Here is a 17607-nt window from a genome sequence, read left to right on the forward strand (position 1 = left end):
TTGACATAGCACATATTCATGCTTTATTCTCGCCAATAATTAGTGCTGCTGCAATTGTGTGTCGTCAGCAAAAGCTACCTTATATTTTCCGTCCTTTGGGTACTCTCGATCCGGCTGATTTAAAGAAAAAAAAGCGATTAAAACAGCTTTATGTCGCAATTATAGAACGTCAAAACTTAGCGGGTGCGGCAGCAATTCATTTTACCAGCGATCAAGAAGCTAAAATATCAGAACGGTTTGGAGTATCTACACCAGATTTGGTGATTCCCTTGGGTGTAATTCCCCCTCAATCTTCTTTTAAAAATATATGTAGTCAGTTAGAAATACCAAAGGATGTGCCTTTAGTGCTGTTTATGTCACGAATTGATCCGAAAAAAGGGTTAAATTTGTTGATTCCGGCGCTAGAGAAGCTATTAGGGATTGGTTATAAGTTTCATTTTGTCTTAGCTGGGACTAATCCTCAAGATCCAGATTATGAACAAAAGATAATATCCCAAATTCAAAATTCACCACTGCGATCGCACACTACAATTACTGGCTTTGTCACTGGTGAGTTAAAAGTTAGTTTACTACAAGCTGCTGATTTATTTGTCTTGCCTTCCTACTATGAAAATTTTGGGATTGCTGTAGCTGAAGCGATGGTAGCAGGTGTACCCGTTGTCATTTCTGATCAAGTGCATATTTGTCAACAGATTCGTGATAGTGAGTCGGGTTGGGTGGGCGCAACAGATGTCCAAGCATTGATAGAGTTACTGCAAGAAGCTTTGCAAAATCCCGCAGAACGCCAACGACGGGGATTAAACGCCCAAAAATATGCCTTGGAAAATTTTAGCTGGGATGCGATCGCAAGGCAAACAATCCAAACCTACCAGAAAATTCTGGCGAACAAATTAATTTAACAATATCTAAAATAGGGCTTGCTGAAAAANNATGTCCTAACCTATGTGGCTACTGCTATAATCCTTGCTGTGATAGGGTTTTGGCAGCGTGTTCGAGAATGGTGTAGGTTCTGGAAGGGTGAGAGGGACTGCCGGCGATGCCTACGGCAAGCCGCTTTGCGACTACGCTAATATATTTATCATGGTAATTAAACCTTTTGGGATTTTAAACGCAGAGGTACTTGAAGGCGGAGTGTTTTTTAATCTACGGTGGCGATTTGTTGTTTGGGGAATTCTTGGTTGGCTACAACTTCGCCAAAGGGACTTAATAGTTGCGGTTCTAGTGTTGGCTGATTGTCTAGGGGTAAACGAGGGAAAAGTAATTCTGCTACCCGATATGCTTCTTCTAGGTGGGGATAACCAGAGAAGATAAAGGTATCGATACCTATTTCTTGATATTCCAGCATTCTCTGAGCAACGGTATCAGGATCGCCTACTAAAGCTGTGCCAGCACCACCACGGACTAAACCGATTCCTGCCCATAAATTCGGGCTAATTTCTAAGGCTTCACGAGAGCCGTTGTGTAATTCTTTCATCCGGCGTTGTCCTTCGGAATCCATGCGGGCGTAAGCTTGTTGCGTTTTGGCGATCGCATCTTCATCTACGTAGCGAATCAAATCGTTCGCTGCATCCCAGGCTTGGCTTTCTGTCTCTCGCACAATCACGTGGAGACGAATCCCAAAACGTAATGTTCTCCCTTGGGCTGCTGCTAACCGACGTACAGAGGCAATCTTTTGGGCAACTTGTTCTGGTGGTTCGCCCCAAGTTAAATATACATCTACGTGTTTGGCTGCAATTTCTTGAGCAATTGGGGAAGAACCTCCAAACCACAGAGGCGGATGAGGTTTCTGGATTGTGGGAAATAATAGCTTACCACTTTGGATATTCAGATGATTTCCCTGGAAGTCGGCAGTTTCTCCAGATGCAATCTCTCGCCACACTGCCAAAAATTCATCTGTTAATCTGTAGCGATCGTCATGGGAAAGATGCAATCCATCTCCCGCCAATTCCACCGGATCGCCACCGGTGACGACGTTAATCAACAACCTTCCACCAGAAATGCGATCAAAGGTTGCTGCCATTCGTGCTGCTACTCCCGGCGACATCAAGCCCGGACGAATAGCCACCAAAAACTTCATCCGCTTGGTGTGTGTCACCAAAGTTGATGCCAAAATCCAGGCATCTTCACATGAACGGCCTGTAGGTAGTAATGCCCCTGTAAAACCTAAATGATCTACTGCTTGGGCAATTTGCCGCCAGTAATCAAAGTTGACTGCCCGCCCACCTATGGCAGTACCAAGATAGCGCCCTTCACCGTGAGTTGGAATAAACCAAAGTAGCTGCATGATATCTATGTCAGAGTAGCTGCAATATTTCCTGGACTTAAAGTACGGTAATTTTGTCAATTTACCGTATTATTTAATTCACTTTTAGACTATCGCACAGCCAGTCAAGCAAAGCAATACCTTTACAAAACTAAATACTGTTAGTCGGTAGAGTTTTAGTGGTTTAATGCTTGCGGTTTTGTGGTGGCTATGACATACTTGAGCTTGAAATTACATTATTCCTATAGACTTGCCGTAGTTTATAGTTTGCTTCACAAATCTTGCTGCAAAGAATTAATCATGCTTAAAGATGCACAAGGACTAGTAGTTACAACAGATTCAGCCGATGCGAAAGCAGCCATTAACCGTTTTATCGATCAGATGCTTGGTTATGGTAAAGATGCAGAAACAGCAATTTTACAAGCAATTGCAGCAGATCCTACTTGTGCATTAGCTCATGCTTATGCAGCTGCTTATTATCTCACCCAAGAAAATCGCAAAGCTTGGCAGCAAGCCCAACCATATCTGCAAACTGCACAACAGCATTACACTAAAATTACTGCTAGAGAAAAGTTATATGTGCAAGCGATTTTAGCTTGGGCAAATCAAGAAATTGATGTAGCGATCGCCACTCATGAAGAGATTGCCAATCAATTTCCCCGTGATTTGATTTCTGTGCAGCAAGGACAGTATCACTATTTTTATACAGGCAATAAAGAAAAATTACTAGAAATTGCCCAGAAGGTTTTACCTAGCAATCCTCAACAACATTATTTATATGGCATGGTGGCCTTTGGATTAGAACAATGTCACCAACTCAAAGCAGCAGAAAAGATAGCTCGTCAAGCGATCGCCTTAAATAGATATGATCCTTGGGCGCATCATGCTTTAGCTCATGTCATGGAAACTCAGGGAAGAGTCGATGAGGGAATAGCTTGGATGGAGAGTTTTGCAGATACCTGGGAAAACTGCAACTCCATGCTCTACACTCATAACTGGTGGCACATTGCATTATATTATTTGCAGTTAGAAAACTACCAAAAAGTTCTCAAACTCTACGATACGCATATTTGGGAACGTGCTAACAAACAATCTCCTAAAGACCAAGTAGGAGCAATTTCATTATTATTGCGCCTAGAATTGCGCGGTGTAAATGTGGAGAACCGTTGGCAAGGCATTAGTCCTTATCTTTACAGCCGGATTGATGAACACGCATTACCATTTCAGGATTTGCATTATGTCTATGCTCTTGCCAAAGCCGGACACCATGATTGGGTGAACCAAATGCTTCAGAGTATGCAGTATCACACTTTGAGTATTAATCCTTTTCTGCGACGGAGTTGGGTAGAGTTAGCAATTCCCGCAGCTAGAGGAATGGTAGCTCATGCCAAAGGCGATTTCCACACGACTGTTGCAGAACTGAAACCTGTTTTACCACGCTTGCATGAGATTGGAGGGAGTCATGCACAGCGAGTATTATTTGGGCAAGTTTATCAAGATGCAGTATTGTCGGCACAACAGCAGAGTTGGAATTATGCCGTGTCTTAAAAACTAGTGCAAAATAAAATTATCCTCCACACCCTCATCATGGCTATCCAAGAACTCGAACAACAACTCCTTCAGCTTTCGCCCAATGATAAACTGTATATTATCCAACTTCTCGCTCAAAGCTTGACCACACACAATAACAACGCCCACCCAGATCAACCAAGCAAACTCTCAGACTTTTTCCGTGAATCTCCTTTGGCTGAACTCACTGAAGAATTAGATATTAACCGAGGTTTGGTATTACTAAAAACCCTGATTGAGTCTTTACAACCAGAAACCAAAACTGAAACCCCAGAATATCCCCTGACTCAATTTTATGGATGTATCCAAGATGAAACATTCTTTCGCCATCCCCAAGGACAACAACAAGAACGTGAACCCATCCTGTGAAATTCCTGCTAGATACTAACACTTGCATTATTTATATGCGTGGAAAAAATTCCACCTTAAAGCAGAAACTAGAATCCACTGCAACTAAAGATATTGCGGTTTGCTCAATCGTTAAAGCTGAACTATTTTATGGCGCAATGAAAAGTGCCAATCCAGTACGTAATCTTACATTACAACAAGAATTTTTAGCTCAATTTATATCATTACCCTTTGACGACCTAGCAGCAATGAGTTTTGGAACGATTCGCTCTCAACTAGAAGCATTAGGCACTCCAATTGGAGCTTATGATTTACAAATTGCCGCTATCGCACTGACAAATAACTTAACCCTTGTCACCCATAACACCAGGGAGTTCAAGCGCGTTAATAATTTGTTTACTGAAGATTGGGAGATAGATAATTGAGAACCTGTCTCCTTCTCTTTGTGCCTCTGCTTGAGCTTTTCTTTTATTTCTTACCTAGACAAGCTAACACAAGAGCGGTCTTTATAAATCTGATATAACATCTGATAATCTTCCAATCTCACTGCGGCAAAACGTCTAACTCCGAACTGTTTCATCACTCTTTGCAACTCTGCATCTGGTTGGAGTAATGCCAACTGCATTTGCTGAATTAAAGATATACCTAGACGCTGTGCTACTACCAATGGTGGCATCGGAGAAGGCCCTAGCACTTCCACCACACGCAAATGCTGTGATAATTCAGGAAAATCCTTTAATTCCTGTTCTAGTACCACACTATCAATCGCTGCACAATCTGCTAATCCCTCAACTATCCAGCGAATTGAACGCTGATGCGAACCTGATTGTAGCGTTTTGCTAAAGAAATTTTCAGGATATTTTTCTTGAACTAATCTATGAGAAAGTAAATTATAACCACTATTAGAACCCAGGTCATTATAACAAAATGTTTTTCCTGCTAAATCTGTAAACTTTTTGATATTACTATTAGCATTGACAATAACATCTGCATAGTAAACAGGGCAGTTGCTATATCGTGATGATTGCATTACTGGCGCAACTAAAGTCTGAAATTGGTTTGAAACTATTTGACTATAGCGAATTAGTGGCAATCCACAAATAAAAGCTAAATCTATCTGGTCTTGAAACAATAGATCATCTTCTAGAGGATCATATTCACCTTGTTGTAGTTGGAATTCTACTCTTAAAACACGACCTAAATAAGCTGCGATCGCCTGATAAAATTCAAACCAATTGGGAGCCAGATAAGATGTAATGTGCAATCTTTTATATATAGTCATTTTTGTTCTAAAACAGTTTTATGTTGAATAAATCGACTTAAATTTTTTCCAGATAAATAATGTATGTATAAAAATCCGAGACTGGCAAAGGTCAACAACATAATACCCAAAACTGTTGTGTATGCTTTAGTGTGCCACCATAGCTGCTTTAAAAAATCTGTACCAAGTAGTAATATCTTCCACAAGAAATAATCATTTACTTTTTTAGCGTCTTGGATATTGATGTGTTGAGCTAATGCCATTTCGATTTCTGCCTTCAATCAAAGTAAAGAACGGTAATTCGATAGTCTTAACGTAGATTATAATATATATTATCTAAGTTCGTCAAAAAATCTGAATAATTAACGTTAATAATTTTGGAGTTGAAGAAGAATTCAGAAGTCAGAATTCAGAAGTCAGAATGGGCTAAACGCCCCGCTACCCCTAACAGCAGTCAGAATAAATCAGTCGGGGATTCAGACCGGCGCAGGTCTTATTGACCACCAAATCGTAGATTTGGTGGTGGTCTTAAACCCGGCTATTCAGACGCTCCTGCGTCGCTAACGCTGCGCTATCCGCCACTCGCACAGAATACCCAACTGAATTCTGACTCCTGACTCCTGAATTCTGTTCGATAAAATTCATATATTCTCAATCAATAAAACTTAAATCGTCATAAAGTACAAAACCCCGGTTTATTCAATAAACCAGGGTTATTCTATCTCAACTTATTTTTTCAAATAAATGGGATTTTTCCTCAAAATGGACGGCTACCCGCTAAACTTATCCGTTTCATCACCCGGCGCTGATTGGGATCAAATGCTTGACGATAATGCAAAGTTGCTTGATTATCCCAATAGACAATATCGCCTACAGACCATTTATGTTGATAATAAAACCGAGGTTGATGTAAATGCGATCGCAGCTGTTCAATTAATTCAGATCCTTCTTGCGGATCTAGACCAACAATTTCTACTTCTGTGGCGTAATCTAAATATAAAATCTTTTTCCCACTTTCTGGATGTGTCCGTACTAGTGGGTGAGGAAATACAGGGCTAATTAGGGGAATACTGTTGTCTAAACGGTATTTAGAACGAGGTATATTTGGTTTATTTAAAAAGGGATTGTATGTAATCAACTGCAAATCTGCAATTCGCCGCTTGATAGATTCATCCAAAGTTTCATAAGCCAAATTCAAATTTAACCAGTAAGTATCTCCACCTTCATTGGGTATTTCTAAAGCATAGAGTAAAGAACCACTAGAAGGATAAGGAGTCCACTTATGATCAGAATGAAAAGTTAGTTCACCAGTTCCAGTATAGCCACCATCAACATTAGAAACGGGAATTATTACGGGTGTGACTCCTGGCTGAGAAGCAAGAACTGGGATGTCATCTGGCGGGACAAATAGAGAACCAAAATGAAAAGCAAAGTTTAAGAATTGCTCATCAGTCAGATTTTGATTTTTGAAGATAAGGATCTGGTGTTCAAGTAATGTTTGTTTCAGTTGTAAGATAACTTCAGGTTTAATCGGTTGACTAGCATCCAGTCCAGTGACTACAGCACCTAGAGGTGCATTAATGGGAGTAATTTGAAAGTTAGTTAAGGTGAGTGTAGACATAATCAGCTATTAAAATTTTCCACAATTTACAAATAAAAACTAGTAATTCATGCCCCAAATATTATTGTTTTGTAAGCACTTCTTGAGGAGTGATTTCGGCATATTCTTCAGGAGTCAAGAAGCCATCTCTCACATTTACCTTCTTAGGTATCAGTCCCAGGCTGTACCATTTATCTGCAACTTCTTGTTGTTTATTAATTATTTTTTCGGTAATTGGTATAAGGGTGAAATCATACTTTTTGTGCATAATCTCTAATGTTGGTGGATCAAGTTGAGTTATTGCAGAGAGCAATTGGGAGATTTCTTTAGGATTATTCTTAGACCAATTTTGGGCTTTTTGCACTTCTTCTAAAAAAACCTTGATGGCTTCTCGATTTTCTTGATAGAATTTGCGGTTTGTGGATATAAAGTTGTTAGTATCTCGCAAGCCGTTACCACCATCAGTTAAAATCCGTGCCGTGTTATTTTGGACATTTCTTGTAACAAATGGTTCCCAAATAAACCAAGCGTCTACTTTACCTTGACTAAATGCCACATTAGCATCTGGAGGCGCTAGACCGATTGATTCTATATCACTAAGCTTTAAACCTTCTTTTTCTAAGGCTCGAAGTATAAGATAATGACCAATTGATGCTTTTTGAAAAGCTACTTTTTTTCCTTTTAAATCTTTGACACTTTGAATAGGAGAGTTTTTAGGAACTAACAGTGAAACTGCTTGGCCATCAGAAGAGTTAGCTGCTAGATATACAAGAGGTGCGCCGGCTGCTTGAGAGAAAACAGGAGGAGATTCGGCTGTAGAGGCAATATCAAGTGCGCCTGCATTTAAAGCTTCTAATTGTTGTGGCCCGGCAGCAAATTCTGGCCACTCTACCCTATATCCTAAAGGTTTTAATCGTTCTGCTAGAATACCTTTTTCTTCTAAGACGGCTAGGGCAGTAAGTTGTTTAGAACGGACAATTCTAATTACTTTATTGGTAGTAGTATTACTATTAGCTACATTAGAAGCCGATGAAGCTGATTGTTGCTGAGAATTATTTGGTGAATTACTGCAACTAAATACTGTGGTAAGTACTAAACTGTAACCAAAAGCAAATAAGGCGTGACGACGAGTTATGTGTTGGTTTTTCCAGAATGCAATTTGTTTTCTGAAATCTTTCATGAATTAATTTACCTCTAATTATCAAACAAGTTGTTAAATGAAAAATTTCTGCGCTTACTCTTTGCTACGCAACGCTACCGCCTAATGCAATACGCTTGGGTTAAGGGGTAATGGTACAAAATTTTGGGTTTTGGAGACGCGATAAATCGCCGTCTCTACAAGTTTTTTGGTTTTATTTATCTGAACTGTATTGCCGCCTAATGGCGAATGCATGAGATTTGATCTATTTACTTAACTACATCCGCAATTAAAAAAAAGGAATTAAGGTCGCAACCGTTGGATTTCTATATCTGGCAGCTCTGCCTTGTTATCTCTTTCCACTGCGGTGGCTGCCAATTCCGTAGATAAACAAGTAGCAACATTAATCCAATGTTTGGATTCTTGTTTAACTAATAGTTGCACCATTATCTATTTTCTCCTTGTGGTGAGTATGGATGAGGAAATGGGAATTGGAACACGCTGAAGTTAGGATTCAGTTGCGACACGAGGAGGTATAGTTCGCCCAATTCCCAAGATTTAATCCTTGACATTGCTGATTGAAAATATGAGCTAGTCTCGCGCAGAGAGTAAGAGCTTAAATCAGTGATTTTTTAGTTAGATGGGCAACAACATTTTTGAATTAACACTGCTTCTCCTTAAGTTCTGTTGAGTCTGCTTAATCTTAAATCCTTACCGAGCAAGCACTTTTACAAAATAACTATCCTGGTAGTGGCAAGATAAGCTTAAACAAAGTACTGTAAATTGGTAGGTATTTAGTAGATTTTTGCTAATATAGCAGTGTTGCATGATTGCCTGTAAAAGGCAAGTACATTTTGTCAAAAAATTCGGGGTTGCTGAGTGTAAATATGAATTTGCCTCATCTAGAGGCGCAGTAAGCAGTCCGTTGGGTGGCTGTGCCGACTTGTAGGAACTGCAAACCACCACTGTATGATGAACTATGGCTTAATAAAGTCATGAAAATTTAATATTACTGAAATATAAGAAAATGTACTCATAGCGTTTTTTCAACTAATGAGTTGTTTCAATGATGGATCTAGCTATAATCTTTACTTGACAAAGCTTTGACGGTTTATACGCTAGGAAATAAAAGGGTATTATCTTTCAACTGTTTTTCGATCTAGTAGGCAGACAAATCAAATAAACCGACAGTCAATTCTAAATATTAAGTAATTCGCTATAACTAACAAAAGAGTCTCAGCCCTTAATAAATAAGGATTTTAGTCAAATAGCTCCCAATTAAATATGAAAAGCCGCTTAATTTACGTCAAGTATATAGGTATATGGGCCTTCAAATTGCTAGAACTCCAGAATCTATTGATTTCTCAAAAATAAAGTTTTACCTTGCTAATTAAGTCAGCCACACCACTAACGGCGACAACAAGGAGACTATTTCTATGATGACAACCGAATCTATATTCACTGAAATGGAAGCTTGCAAACAAATCTCTATTGAATGCCAAACTACTTGCATTGATACCCTCAAATACTGCAAGAGTCAGGGTGGTAAATACATGGATATGGCTATGATGTCCATGTTGCGGGACTGTGCAGAAATGTGCATGATGTGCGTCAACATGATTAATGACGGTTCTGAGTTTATGGGAAACACCTGTAGTTTGTGCGCCCAAATTTGCGATCGCACCGCCCTAGCTTGTGAACAAATGAGCAGCGATGCCACAATGATGTTCTGTGCCACTATTTGCCGCAAGTGCGCTCAACATTGCAACTCAATGGGACTCAATTCTGCTTCCTATTTCCGCAGATCAAGCTTGGTGACAGAAGATTCACTACTATCTAGCTAATTTTCCGCCAGGATCAAGTTGCCCAATTTATAGCAGACTTGCGATTATACCTAAATTCATAGTTTCTCCAGTATCTTTAGTTTTTCGCCGCTCAAAAAGATTTTGGGCGGCGAAAACTTAGGGAAAGATACAATTCTTGTGACTACCAAAAAGTAGTATTAGACAGCAACAGGGGTAGCAAATCTAGCATATCGCTCTATGTAAAACTCCTTACTATTAGCGATCGCCACTACAGAATCACGTTGTTTTAAAGCCTTTTTCCACTGACGTAAACGAGTAAATTCTTCTGGTAGTGCAAAGCCTCGATGGTGCTTCAGTGCAGCCCAACGCTCAAACCAGGGATAAAAGGTGAAATCAACCAGACTAACGGATTCGCCAAACCAGTAAGGGCCGTCTCCTGATAACTTCCCAAAAGCTTCATTCTCGATAAATTCCAGATGTTTATATAGTTCTTGTTTAGCTGCTTCTTGCTGTTGGATATCAGGACTACGCAAGAGAGTAGAAAAAGCCGGAACGAATCGAGTATTAGCAAAATCAATCCAGATTCGAGCTTGTGCTTTAGCAATGGAACTGCTAGGTAAAAGCGGCGGATTTGGAAATACTTCGTTGAGATATTCGTTAATTACTGCCGATTCCCAAACTCGGTGATTATTATGTACAAGTGCTGGCACTTTTCCATAAGGAGAAATATCTGTAAATCCGTCCGGCTTGTTCTGCAAATTAATCTCAATCAAGTCAAAGTCGATGCCTTTTTCTTGCAATACCAAACGCGAACGGTGAGCATAAGGGCAAACAACCGCACTATATATCTTGATTTCAGCCATGTTGATATTCCTCTATGAATAGGATTGGTTTATTAGCTTTGGAAATTAATTCAATTTAATCCAAAATCTAAAATTGAACTAGAGCCAAGGTACTTCTTCAGGGGCATAACGAAAAGCACGGAAGACTGAATTTTGCTCCCCACTAGCTACTGCTGACTTCTCACCCAGATTCCTCGCCGCAAAGTGAGGATTGACATATTCCCAAACAATCTCTCCTGTAACTGTCACCTCAAATATGCGACCGAAAGCACCTTCTGTAATTAAAGTGTTGCCATTCGCTAGACGCTGTGCGCCTGATATATAAGAACTGAAGAAATTTTGAGGTGGGTTGTCACTGTATTGCCAAACTATTTCTTTCGTTTGACGGTTAACTTCAATCACACGAGAGAAATTCAGCGCAGTGTGACGGCGATGTGCGCCATTGTCAAAAATTAGGATATTGCCGTTAGCTAATTCGTTAGGAAAGTGTTGCTGTGCTAAGATGTCGTCTCCAAGTGTCCAGATAATCTCTCCTGTGTTGCGATCGATAATTGCGACGGTGGAGATGTTGCGGAAGCTGACTATAATATTGCCATCAGCGAGTTCGCCTACAGTATTACCATGAGTCCATTCGTGTCGTTGATCCTGGGGAGTGATAGTAAAAATATCTGGATCTAAGTGTTCATGGGCGTGCCAAGTCCAAACAATCTCACCCCCAGGAGTAACCTCATAAAGTACATCAGCATAGATATCACCGTCTGCTTCTGTTCCTGCTACACCGCCTTTGATACGGGGAATCAAAGACTGAGGTATCTTTTCAATAGCTAATAAAATCGTGTTCCCGTTGCGTAGTCTCCGGCCGTCGTGATGATGATCTGGATGTTTATATTCCCAAATAATATTTCCCTTGGGATCTGCTTCTAAGACAACGCCGCCTTTAAAGGCAGCCCACAAAGGAAAATGTGGCGGAATATCTAGCGTCTTGCCATTATAAAAAAGGTTGCCATTGGGTAAAAGATAACCATATAAACCCGGTGAATATGGCAAATTCCATTGATGTACTACTTCTCCTTCTAGATTCAGAAGATATACTTCTCCCTTACCTGTAAGAGGTGTAAAAAGTGTATATCCCTTGAATGCTTTGTCAGGATTATAAGCTCTTAAACCAGTACCACGGCGACGAATAGTATTTTGATCAACTGATGCTGTTGCGATCGTCATAATTTGAAGTGGATATAGGGATTAGAAACTGTTTTCAAACCCAAAATTGGCATTGATTTGTTGGGTTGCACTGCGCTTAGAGGATGTTTGAAAAGTCCTCTTGTCGGTATCAAAACTTTTAGATCCCCCTAATACCAATTTAATGTGAAGTTGCATATATCTTGATCCTCCTAAATCCCCCTTAAAAAGGGGGACTTTGACTCTGGTTCCCCCCTTTTTTAAGGGGGGCTAGGGGGGATCTAAAGTGCTTAAAGTCACAGCGAAACACTTTTCAAACAACCTCTTAACCCAACCTACTTTTAATTTTAAATTAAGGTGCTGGATTGGGAGATTGAGTATGAACTATGTCTATTTCTGCCAAAATATCTTTGTCGAGAACTACATTGATACTTTCTATATTCTCTTTGAGTTGTTCGAGTGTGGTAGCACCAATAATCGTACTAGCAACAAACCAACGACTCCGCACAAATGCGATCGCTAATTGTGCAGGACTCAATTGATGACGTTTAGCTATTTCTACATAAGCTGCTACTGCTTCTTGCACATTTGGTTTTAAATAACGCTGACCAAAGTTTTCAAATAAAGTCACTCTGGTTTTTTCTGGTTTACCGTTGAGGTATTTACCACTTAAATAGCCAAATCCTAAAGGACTATAAGCTAGTAAAGGAATGTTTTCGTAATAAACTGTTTCTGCAAGTGCGCCATCAAAAACTCGATTAAGTAAATTATAAGCATTTTGGATGGAAGCAACTTTAGGTAATCCTAATTGTTTTGCTGCTTGACTAAATTGTACAACGCCCCAAGGTGTTTCATTACTTAACCCGACATAACGGATTTTACCTGCTTTAATTACATCAGCAAAAACTTCCAGTTGTTCGGCAATGGGAACTGTTTCCTTTACCTGTTTGGGGTCAAAAACTGTTTGCCCAAAACGAGGAACATAACGGTCGGGCCAATGGATTTGGTATAAATCAATATAGTCTGTCTGTAATCTTGTGAGACTATCATCTATTGCTTGTTTGATATTGTTTCGTTCAATTCCTTCCGCACCACCACGTAACCATTTAAAGCCGCGACCAGGCCCCGCAATTTTAGTAGCAATTATTAATTTATCTCGCTGTTGATGCTTTAACCATTCTCCAATATAAGTTTCGGTTAAACCATAGGTTTCTTCACTGGGTGGTACGGGGTACATTTCAGCCGCATCTATAAAATTAATTCCTTGATTAATCGCATAATCTAGCTGCTGATGCGCTTCTTCTATAGTATTTTGTCGCCCATAGGTCATTGTGCCGAGGCAAATTTCGGAAACTTTTAGGTCACTATTACCTAGTTGATTATACTGCATATTCCTGGATTATGTTTGTTATTAAATTAACAAGATTTTACGCAATTGATATTAGACAATAAATTACTCATCGTTCAGTAACTTATTGTTTTTTACAGAAAGAATGAGAATGATTTAGATTATACTACGATATGGATATCAAATTACCGGATTTATAAATAAAGTTTAAAAACTTGTACTCAAAATACTTTGTCTAAGCACCTGACTAAAGTTAGCGATCGCCATACCCAACATTATAGTTATCGATATAATTTTCTGTGTAGCCTAGATATTAGTCTACGCACAACTAGGAGAACCTGAGCATGACAATCTTACAAGATGTAGATAAAGAGTTTTCACAAGTTCCCATAATTGATATTAGTGCGCTAATTCGCCAAACTAGCAACTCTTGTAAAGTAGTGGCAGACCAAATTAGGCAAGCGTGCCAAGATTACGGATTCTTCTATATTGTTGGACATGGAATTGATGAACAACTACAACAGAAACTAGAAAATCTCAGTCAACAGTTCTTCGCGCAAGATGTAGAAACTAAATTGAAAATACGTATGGCTATTGGTGGTAGAGCATGGCGAGGATATTTCCCCGTGGGTAACGAGTTGACATCAAGTAAACCAGACTTAAAAGAAGGTATTTATTTTGGTGCAGAACTAGAAGAAAATCACCCACTTGTGAAAGCCGGTATACCAATGCACGGTCGCAATCTTTTTCCATCCAACATTCCCCAATTTAGGGAAACAGTACTGGAATATATAGACTCAATGACTCAACTTGGACATATCCTGATGGCTGGTATTGCTTTAAGTCTAGGTTTAGAAAAGTCCTATTTTGCAGACCGTTATACCAAAGACCCATTGAGATTATTTCGGATTTTTAATTATCCTCCTAATTCATCATCTCAATCTGCATGGGGTGTTGGCGAACATACAGATTATGGTGTATTAACTATCCTCAAGCAAGATAATATCGGTGGATTACAAATCAAGTCCAAGTCTGGTTGGATAGATGCACCTCCTATTCCTGGTTCATTCGTATGCAACATTGGGGATATGCTCGATCGCATGACTCAAGGGCTGTATCGCTCAACACCCCACCGCGTTCAGAACTTATCAACAAGTCATCGACTTTCTTTCCCGTTTTTCTTTGATCCCAATTTCAACGTTGAAGTCAAACCCATTGAATTGAAGGATGTAGTAGTGAATGATGATAAAAGCGATCGCTGGGATAAAGCCAGTGTTCACGAATTTTGCGGCACTTATGGCGAATATCTCTTGAATAAAGTTTCCAAAGTATTTCCAGAACTACGCCAAAAAGTGCTTGAAAGTGCTGAATAAAAGCCCACTCCCCAGTCCCCAATCCCCAGTCCCCAGTCCCCAAATTAACTTTGATAAGGACGCGGTAGTTGGCGCAGTTTATGAGCCGTATCCAATTCACTATTGTTTTTTCTACCATATCCCCAACCTAAGAGGCGACGATATTCGCCCATGATGTCACTTTCAATTAAATCATCCTCATTGACTGCAACATTGGTATGAGATTCAGGTGCAACATAGAGTGCATCCGCAGGGCAATAAGCCTCACACATGAAACAAGTTTGACAGTCTTCCTTGCGGGCGATCGCAGGTGGTTGGTTGGGTACGGAGTCAAAGACGTTGGTAGGACACACTTGGACGCACAAATTGCAATTAATACAGAGTTTATGGCTGACAAGCTCGATCATGATATGCTCCTGCTACAACTTTGATACAGTAGGTGTGGTTTGAGTGGTTTGTACTGGTGGTGTAGCAGGAGCATCCGTAATCCAATCACGCCTCACCCAAAGCTTATCTAAGCCACCTGTTGCTTGATAATAACGCTGATTTGGATCGGTTTCGGGATAGTCCACACGAATATGTTCGCTGCGCGTTTCCGTGCGATGTAACGCGCTAAAATATGCCCATCGTGCTACAGCCGTCAAAGCAGCGGCTCGACGAGAAAATTCCACATCGCGCACACTATCTTGTTTCGGGTTCCCTTGTACTTGCTCCCATAGTTTCTCTAATTTAGCGAGAGAATCCAAAAGTCCCTGTTCAGAACGCAAATAATTCTTCTCCAACGGGAACATCTCGGCTTGTACACCGCGCACGATCGCTTCACTATCGAATGTTTCAGAAGTGTGTGAGGGCGATGATCCCAATCCCACTTGACCAGCAGGACGCGCAACCCGTTCATTTGCATGAGCGCCCAGACTCTTAGCAAAGTTCGCCGCACCTTCTCCTGCCCATTGCCCTGTGGAGATTGCCCAGGCAGCATTGGGGCCACCACCCCCAGAAGCTAAACCGGCTAAAAACTCCCGTGATGCAGCATCACCGGCAGCGTAGAGGCCAGGAACTTTTGTAGCGCAATCATCATTCACAATCCGAATCCCACCAGTACCACGAACTGTACCCTCCAAAACAAGTGTCACAGGCACTCGTTCTGTATAGGGGTCAATACCAGCTTTGGTATAGGGTAGAAAAGCGATGAAATGAGACTTTTCAATCACTGCTTTAACTTCCGGTGTGGCTCGATCCAAACGAGCATAAACGGGGCCTTTCAAGAGGGCTTTAGGGAGGAACGATGGATCGCGACGACCATTGATATAGCCACCCAGATCATTGCCTGCTTCATCGCTATAACTAGCCCAACCAAAGGGAACACCCCTGGTTACAGTCGCATTGAAAGTCGTCGAAATCGCATAGTGATTAGAAGCTTCCATACTAGAAAGTTCCCCACCAGCTTCCACTGCCATCAATAATCCATCACCTGTATTTGTATTGCAACCTAATGCTTTACTCAAGAATGCACAACCGCCATTCGCTAAGACTACTGCACCAGCGCGAACGGTATAGGTACGATGATGTTGCCTCTGCACACCTCTTGCTCCCGCTACTGAGCCGTCGTCAGCCAATAAAAGCTCTAGAGCCGGACTTTGGTCAAGAATCTGCACACCAACACGCAAAAGGTTTTTGCGGAGTACCCGCATATATTCAGGGCCATAATAACTCTGACGCACAGATTCCCCATCTTCTTTAGGGAAACGATAGCCCCAACTTTCCACTAGGGGCAAACTCAGCCAAGTTTTTTTGATAACACGCTCGATCCAACGTGAGTTAGCGAGGTTTTTTCCTATGCGATAACGCTCCGATAAAACTTTTTCCCAATTCTCTGGAGAAGGGGCCATGATGCCGTTACCACTAGCCGCCGCCGCACCACTCGTACCCAGAAAACCTTTATCAACAATGATGACTTTGACACCTTGGGATGCGGCTGCCCACGCTGCCCATGCTGCGGCAGGGCCACCACCAATTACCAGTACATCAGCAGATAATTGTAGTTCATTTTCACTATGGACTGTTAGCAATTCCCTGTCCTCCTTTTTAGTAGTTCACAATTTGGTTTTAATATCTTTCTCCCCCAGCCTCCGCAGCTTCAACTGATTTTGGTATTAGTTTTCATGTTTATTTTTTCAATATCCCATTAAAAGTTAGGTAATTTTTTGACCAGAAGCATAAATAAAATAGTTATCTGTCAGCTTCACTTCGGCTTGAAATTTAGCCTTAACTAATTCATTATTCAATTCATCTGGTCGATAGAAAATCTTAACAATTTGAAATTCTTGACCATCATTTAATTTACGCTTCTTATAAAGATTTTCATCATTTTTAAGAATATGATCTTTCGCAGTAGAGGTTGGTTCAAAGCGAGAATCAATCATAAATATTTGTCCTCCAGGGCGAACAGAGCGAGAAACTTTCTGGAAAAACGAATTAAGTTCTATAGGGGGAACATGAGACAGCCAGAAAGAAAAAAATACTAAATCGTATTGCTGATGGGGTTCCCAAGTAAATAAATCCCATTGCTGATAATTAACTTTGGGGGATTGAAGTTTTCGTTGATTAATCTCGATGACTTCAGAAACAGCATCAATCGCTGTAATTTTCTGCCCCTTTTGTAAAAGTTCTTGCGTCCAGATTCCTGTACCACAAGCGAGTTCTAAAATGTGTTCGACTGGCTCAATTTGGTGCAAGGCAGTTTTAACGATTGCTACTTCATCAAACCAGCGTTGATTGAGTTCTTCACCACGATCATAACGACCAGTTCGATAAAACCACTGATCATATTCGTTAGCTCTGGCACGATAGTACTCAATTTGTTGTTGAATCACATCAGTTGTCATGCTATATCTCTGAAAAT

At 40.5% G+C, this 17607-nt stretch carries 18 protein-coding genes; 6 read left to right on the forward strand and 12 right to left on the reverse strand.

What is annotated here, in order from left to right:
- Window positions 1-899 (forward strand): glycosyltransferase (locus A4S05_RS37030; protein ID WP_069074734.1); only part of this gene is annotated, 899 nt, incomplete at its 5' end.
- A gap of 239 nt (window positions 900-1138) precedes the next feature.
- Here the strand turns inward: A4S05_RS37030 and ssuD are convergent.
- Complete coding sequence (ssuD, locus tag A4S05_RS37035) at window positions 1139-2284, reverse strand: FMNH2-dependent alkanesulfonate monooxygenase (RefSeq protein WP_069074735.1); 1146 nt, start codon at window positions 2282-2284, stop codon at window positions 1139-1141.
- 279 nt (window positions 2285-2563) lie between these two features.
- On the opposite strand from ssuD, the gene A4S05_RS37040 reads away from it, so the two are divergent.
- Genes A4S05_RS37040 through A4S05_RS37055 form a run of 3 tightly spaced genes read left to right on the forward strand, consistent with a single transcriptional unit; the run spans window position 2564 to window position 4605 of the window.
- Window positions 2564-3811, forward strand: coding sequence for a tetratricopeptide repeat protein (locus A4S05_RS37040; RefSeq protein WP_069074736.1), 1248 nt, complete (start codon window positions 2564-2566; stop codon window positions 3809-3811).
- Between the two features lie 39 nt (window positions 3812-3850).
- Window positions 3851-4201: a hypothetical protein gene (locus tag A4S05_RS42800; protein WP_218108015.1), complete on the forward strand. Its 351-nt coding sequence runs from the start codon at window positions 3851-3853 to the stop codon at window positions 4199-4201.
- Entirely contained in the window at window positions 4198-4605 is a 408-nt protein-coding gene (locus tag A4S05_RS37055; RefSeq protein ID WP_069074737.1) for a type II toxin-antitoxin system tRNA(fMet)-specific endonuclease VapC, read from the forward strand. The genes A4S05_RS42800 and A4S05_RS37055 overlap by 4 nt, the downstream gene beginning before the upstream one ends.
- A gap of 50 nt (window positions 4606-4655) precedes the next feature.
- Here A4S05_RS37055 and A4S05_RS37060 read toward each other — a convergent pair whose 3' ends face one another.
- The 5 genes from A4S05_RS37060 to A4S05_RS42430 form a co-directional block, all read right to left on the reverse strand.
- Complete coding sequence (locus tag A4S05_RS37060) at window positions 4656-5462, reverse strand: phosphate/phosphite/phosphonate ABC transporter substrate-binding protein (protein WP_069074738.1); 807 nt, start codon at window positions 5460-5462, stop codon at window positions 4656-4658.
- A complete protein-coding gene (locus tag A4S05_RS37065) occupies window positions 5459-5704 on the reverse strand; it encodes a hypothetical protein (RefSeq protein ID WP_069074739.1) in 246 nt (81 codons plus the stop codon). Before A4S05_RS37065 ends, A4S05_RS37060 begins: the two co-directional genes overlap by 4 nt.
- A gap of 494 nt (window positions 5705-6198) precedes the next feature.
- Window positions 6199-7062 carry a TauD/TfdA dioxygenase family protein gene (locus A4S05_RS37070; protein ID WP_069074740.1) on the reverse strand — a complete coding sequence of 288 codons (864 nt, stop codon included), beginning with the start codon at window positions 7060-7062 and terminating at the stop codon, window positions 6199-6201.
- A gap of 61 nt (window positions 7063-7123) precedes the next feature.
- Window positions 7124-8221, reverse strand: coding sequence for an aliphatic sulfonate ABC transporter substrate-binding protein (locus tag A4S05_RS37075; protein WP_069074741.1), 1098 nt, complete (start codon window positions 8219-8221; stop codon window positions 7124-7126).
- 261 nt (window positions 8222-8482) lie between these two features.
- Window positions 8483-8626 (reverse strand): hypothetical protein, encoded by a 144-nt coding sequence (locus tag A4S05_RS42430; RefSeq protein ID WP_176727219.1) that lies wholly within the window; start codon window positions 8624-8626, stop codon window positions 8483-8485.
- A gap of 992 nt (window positions 8627-9618) precedes the next feature.
- Between A4S05_RS42430 and A4S05_RS39790 the strand changes: the two genes are divergently transcribed.
- Window positions 9619-10023 carry a four-helix bundle copper-binding protein gene (locus A4S05_RS39790; RefSeq protein ID WP_084227404.1) on the forward strand — a complete coding sequence of 135 codons (405 nt, stop codon included), beginning with the start codon at window positions 9619-9621 and terminating at the stop codon, window positions 10021-10023.
- Window positions 10024-10181: 158 nt separating this feature from the next.
- Here the strand turns inward: A4S05_RS39790 and A4S05_RS37080 are convergent, their stop codons facing one another.
- The 3 genes from A4S05_RS37080 to A4S05_RS37090 all read right to left on the reverse strand — a co-directional run bounded on the left by A4S05_RS37080 (window position 10182) and on the right by A4S05_RS37090 (window position 13395).
- A complete protein-coding gene (locus tag A4S05_RS37080; RefSeq protein WP_069074742.1) occupies window positions 10182-10847 on the reverse strand; it encodes a glutathione S-transferase family protein in 666 nt (221 codons plus the stop codon).
- Between the two features lie 78 nt (window positions 10848-10925).
- On the reverse strand, window positions 10926-12047 hold the full coding sequence (locus A4S05_RS37085; RefSeq protein WP_084227403.1) for an aryl-sulfate sulfotransferase: 1122 nt from the start codon (window positions 12045-12047) through the stop codon (window positions 10926-10928).
- A 310-nt stretch (window positions 12048-12357) separates the two neighbouring features.
- Window positions 12358-13395 carry an NADP(H)-dependent aldo-keto reductase gene (locus tag A4S05_RS37090; RefSeq protein WP_069074743.1) on the reverse strand — a complete coding sequence of 346 codons (1038 nt, stop codon included), beginning with the start codon at window positions 13393-13395 and terminating at the stop codon, window positions 12358-12360.
- A 302-nt stretch (window positions 13396-13697) separates the two neighbouring features.
- Here A4S05_RS37090 and A4S05_RS37095 point away from each other — a divergent pair, with 302 nt between their 5' ends.
- Complete coding sequence (locus tag A4S05_RS37095; RefSeq protein ID WP_069074744.1) at window positions 13698-14726, forward strand: isopenicillin N synthase family dioxygenase; 1029 nt, start codon at window positions 13698-13700, stop codon at window positions 14724-14726.
- A gap of 44 nt (window positions 14727-14770) precedes the next feature.
- On the opposite strand, the gene A4S05_RS37100 is transcribed toward A4S05_RS37095, so the two are convergent.
- The 3 genes from A4S05_RS37100 to A4S05_RS37110 form a co-directional block, all read right to left on the reverse strand.
- Window positions 14771-15112 carry a 4Fe-4S binding protein gene (locus A4S05_RS37100; protein WP_069074745.1) on the reverse strand — a complete coding sequence of 114 codons (342 nt, stop codon included), beginning with the start codon at window positions 15110-15112 and terminating at the stop codon, window positions 14771-14773.
- Between the two features lie 12 nt (window positions 15113-15124).
- Window positions 15125-16774: an FAD-dependent oxidoreductase gene (locus tag A4S05_RS37105; protein WP_069074746.1), complete on the reverse strand. Its 1650-nt coding sequence runs from the start codon at window positions 16772-16774 to the stop codon at window positions 15125-15127.
- Between the two features lie 123 nt (window positions 16775-16897).
- Window positions 16898-17590, reverse strand: a complete 693-nt coding sequence (locus A4S05_RS37110) for a class I SAM-dependent methyltransferase (RefSeq protein ID WP_069074747.1) — start codon at window positions 17588-17590, stop codon at window positions 16898-16900.
- Between the last annotated feature and the right edge of the window lie 17 nt (window positions 17591-17607).

Source organism: Nostoc sp. KVJ20, from assembly GCF_001712795.1.
Classification (GTDB): Bacteria; Cyanobacteriota; Cyanobacteriia; order Cyanobacteriales; family Nostocaceae; genus Nostoc.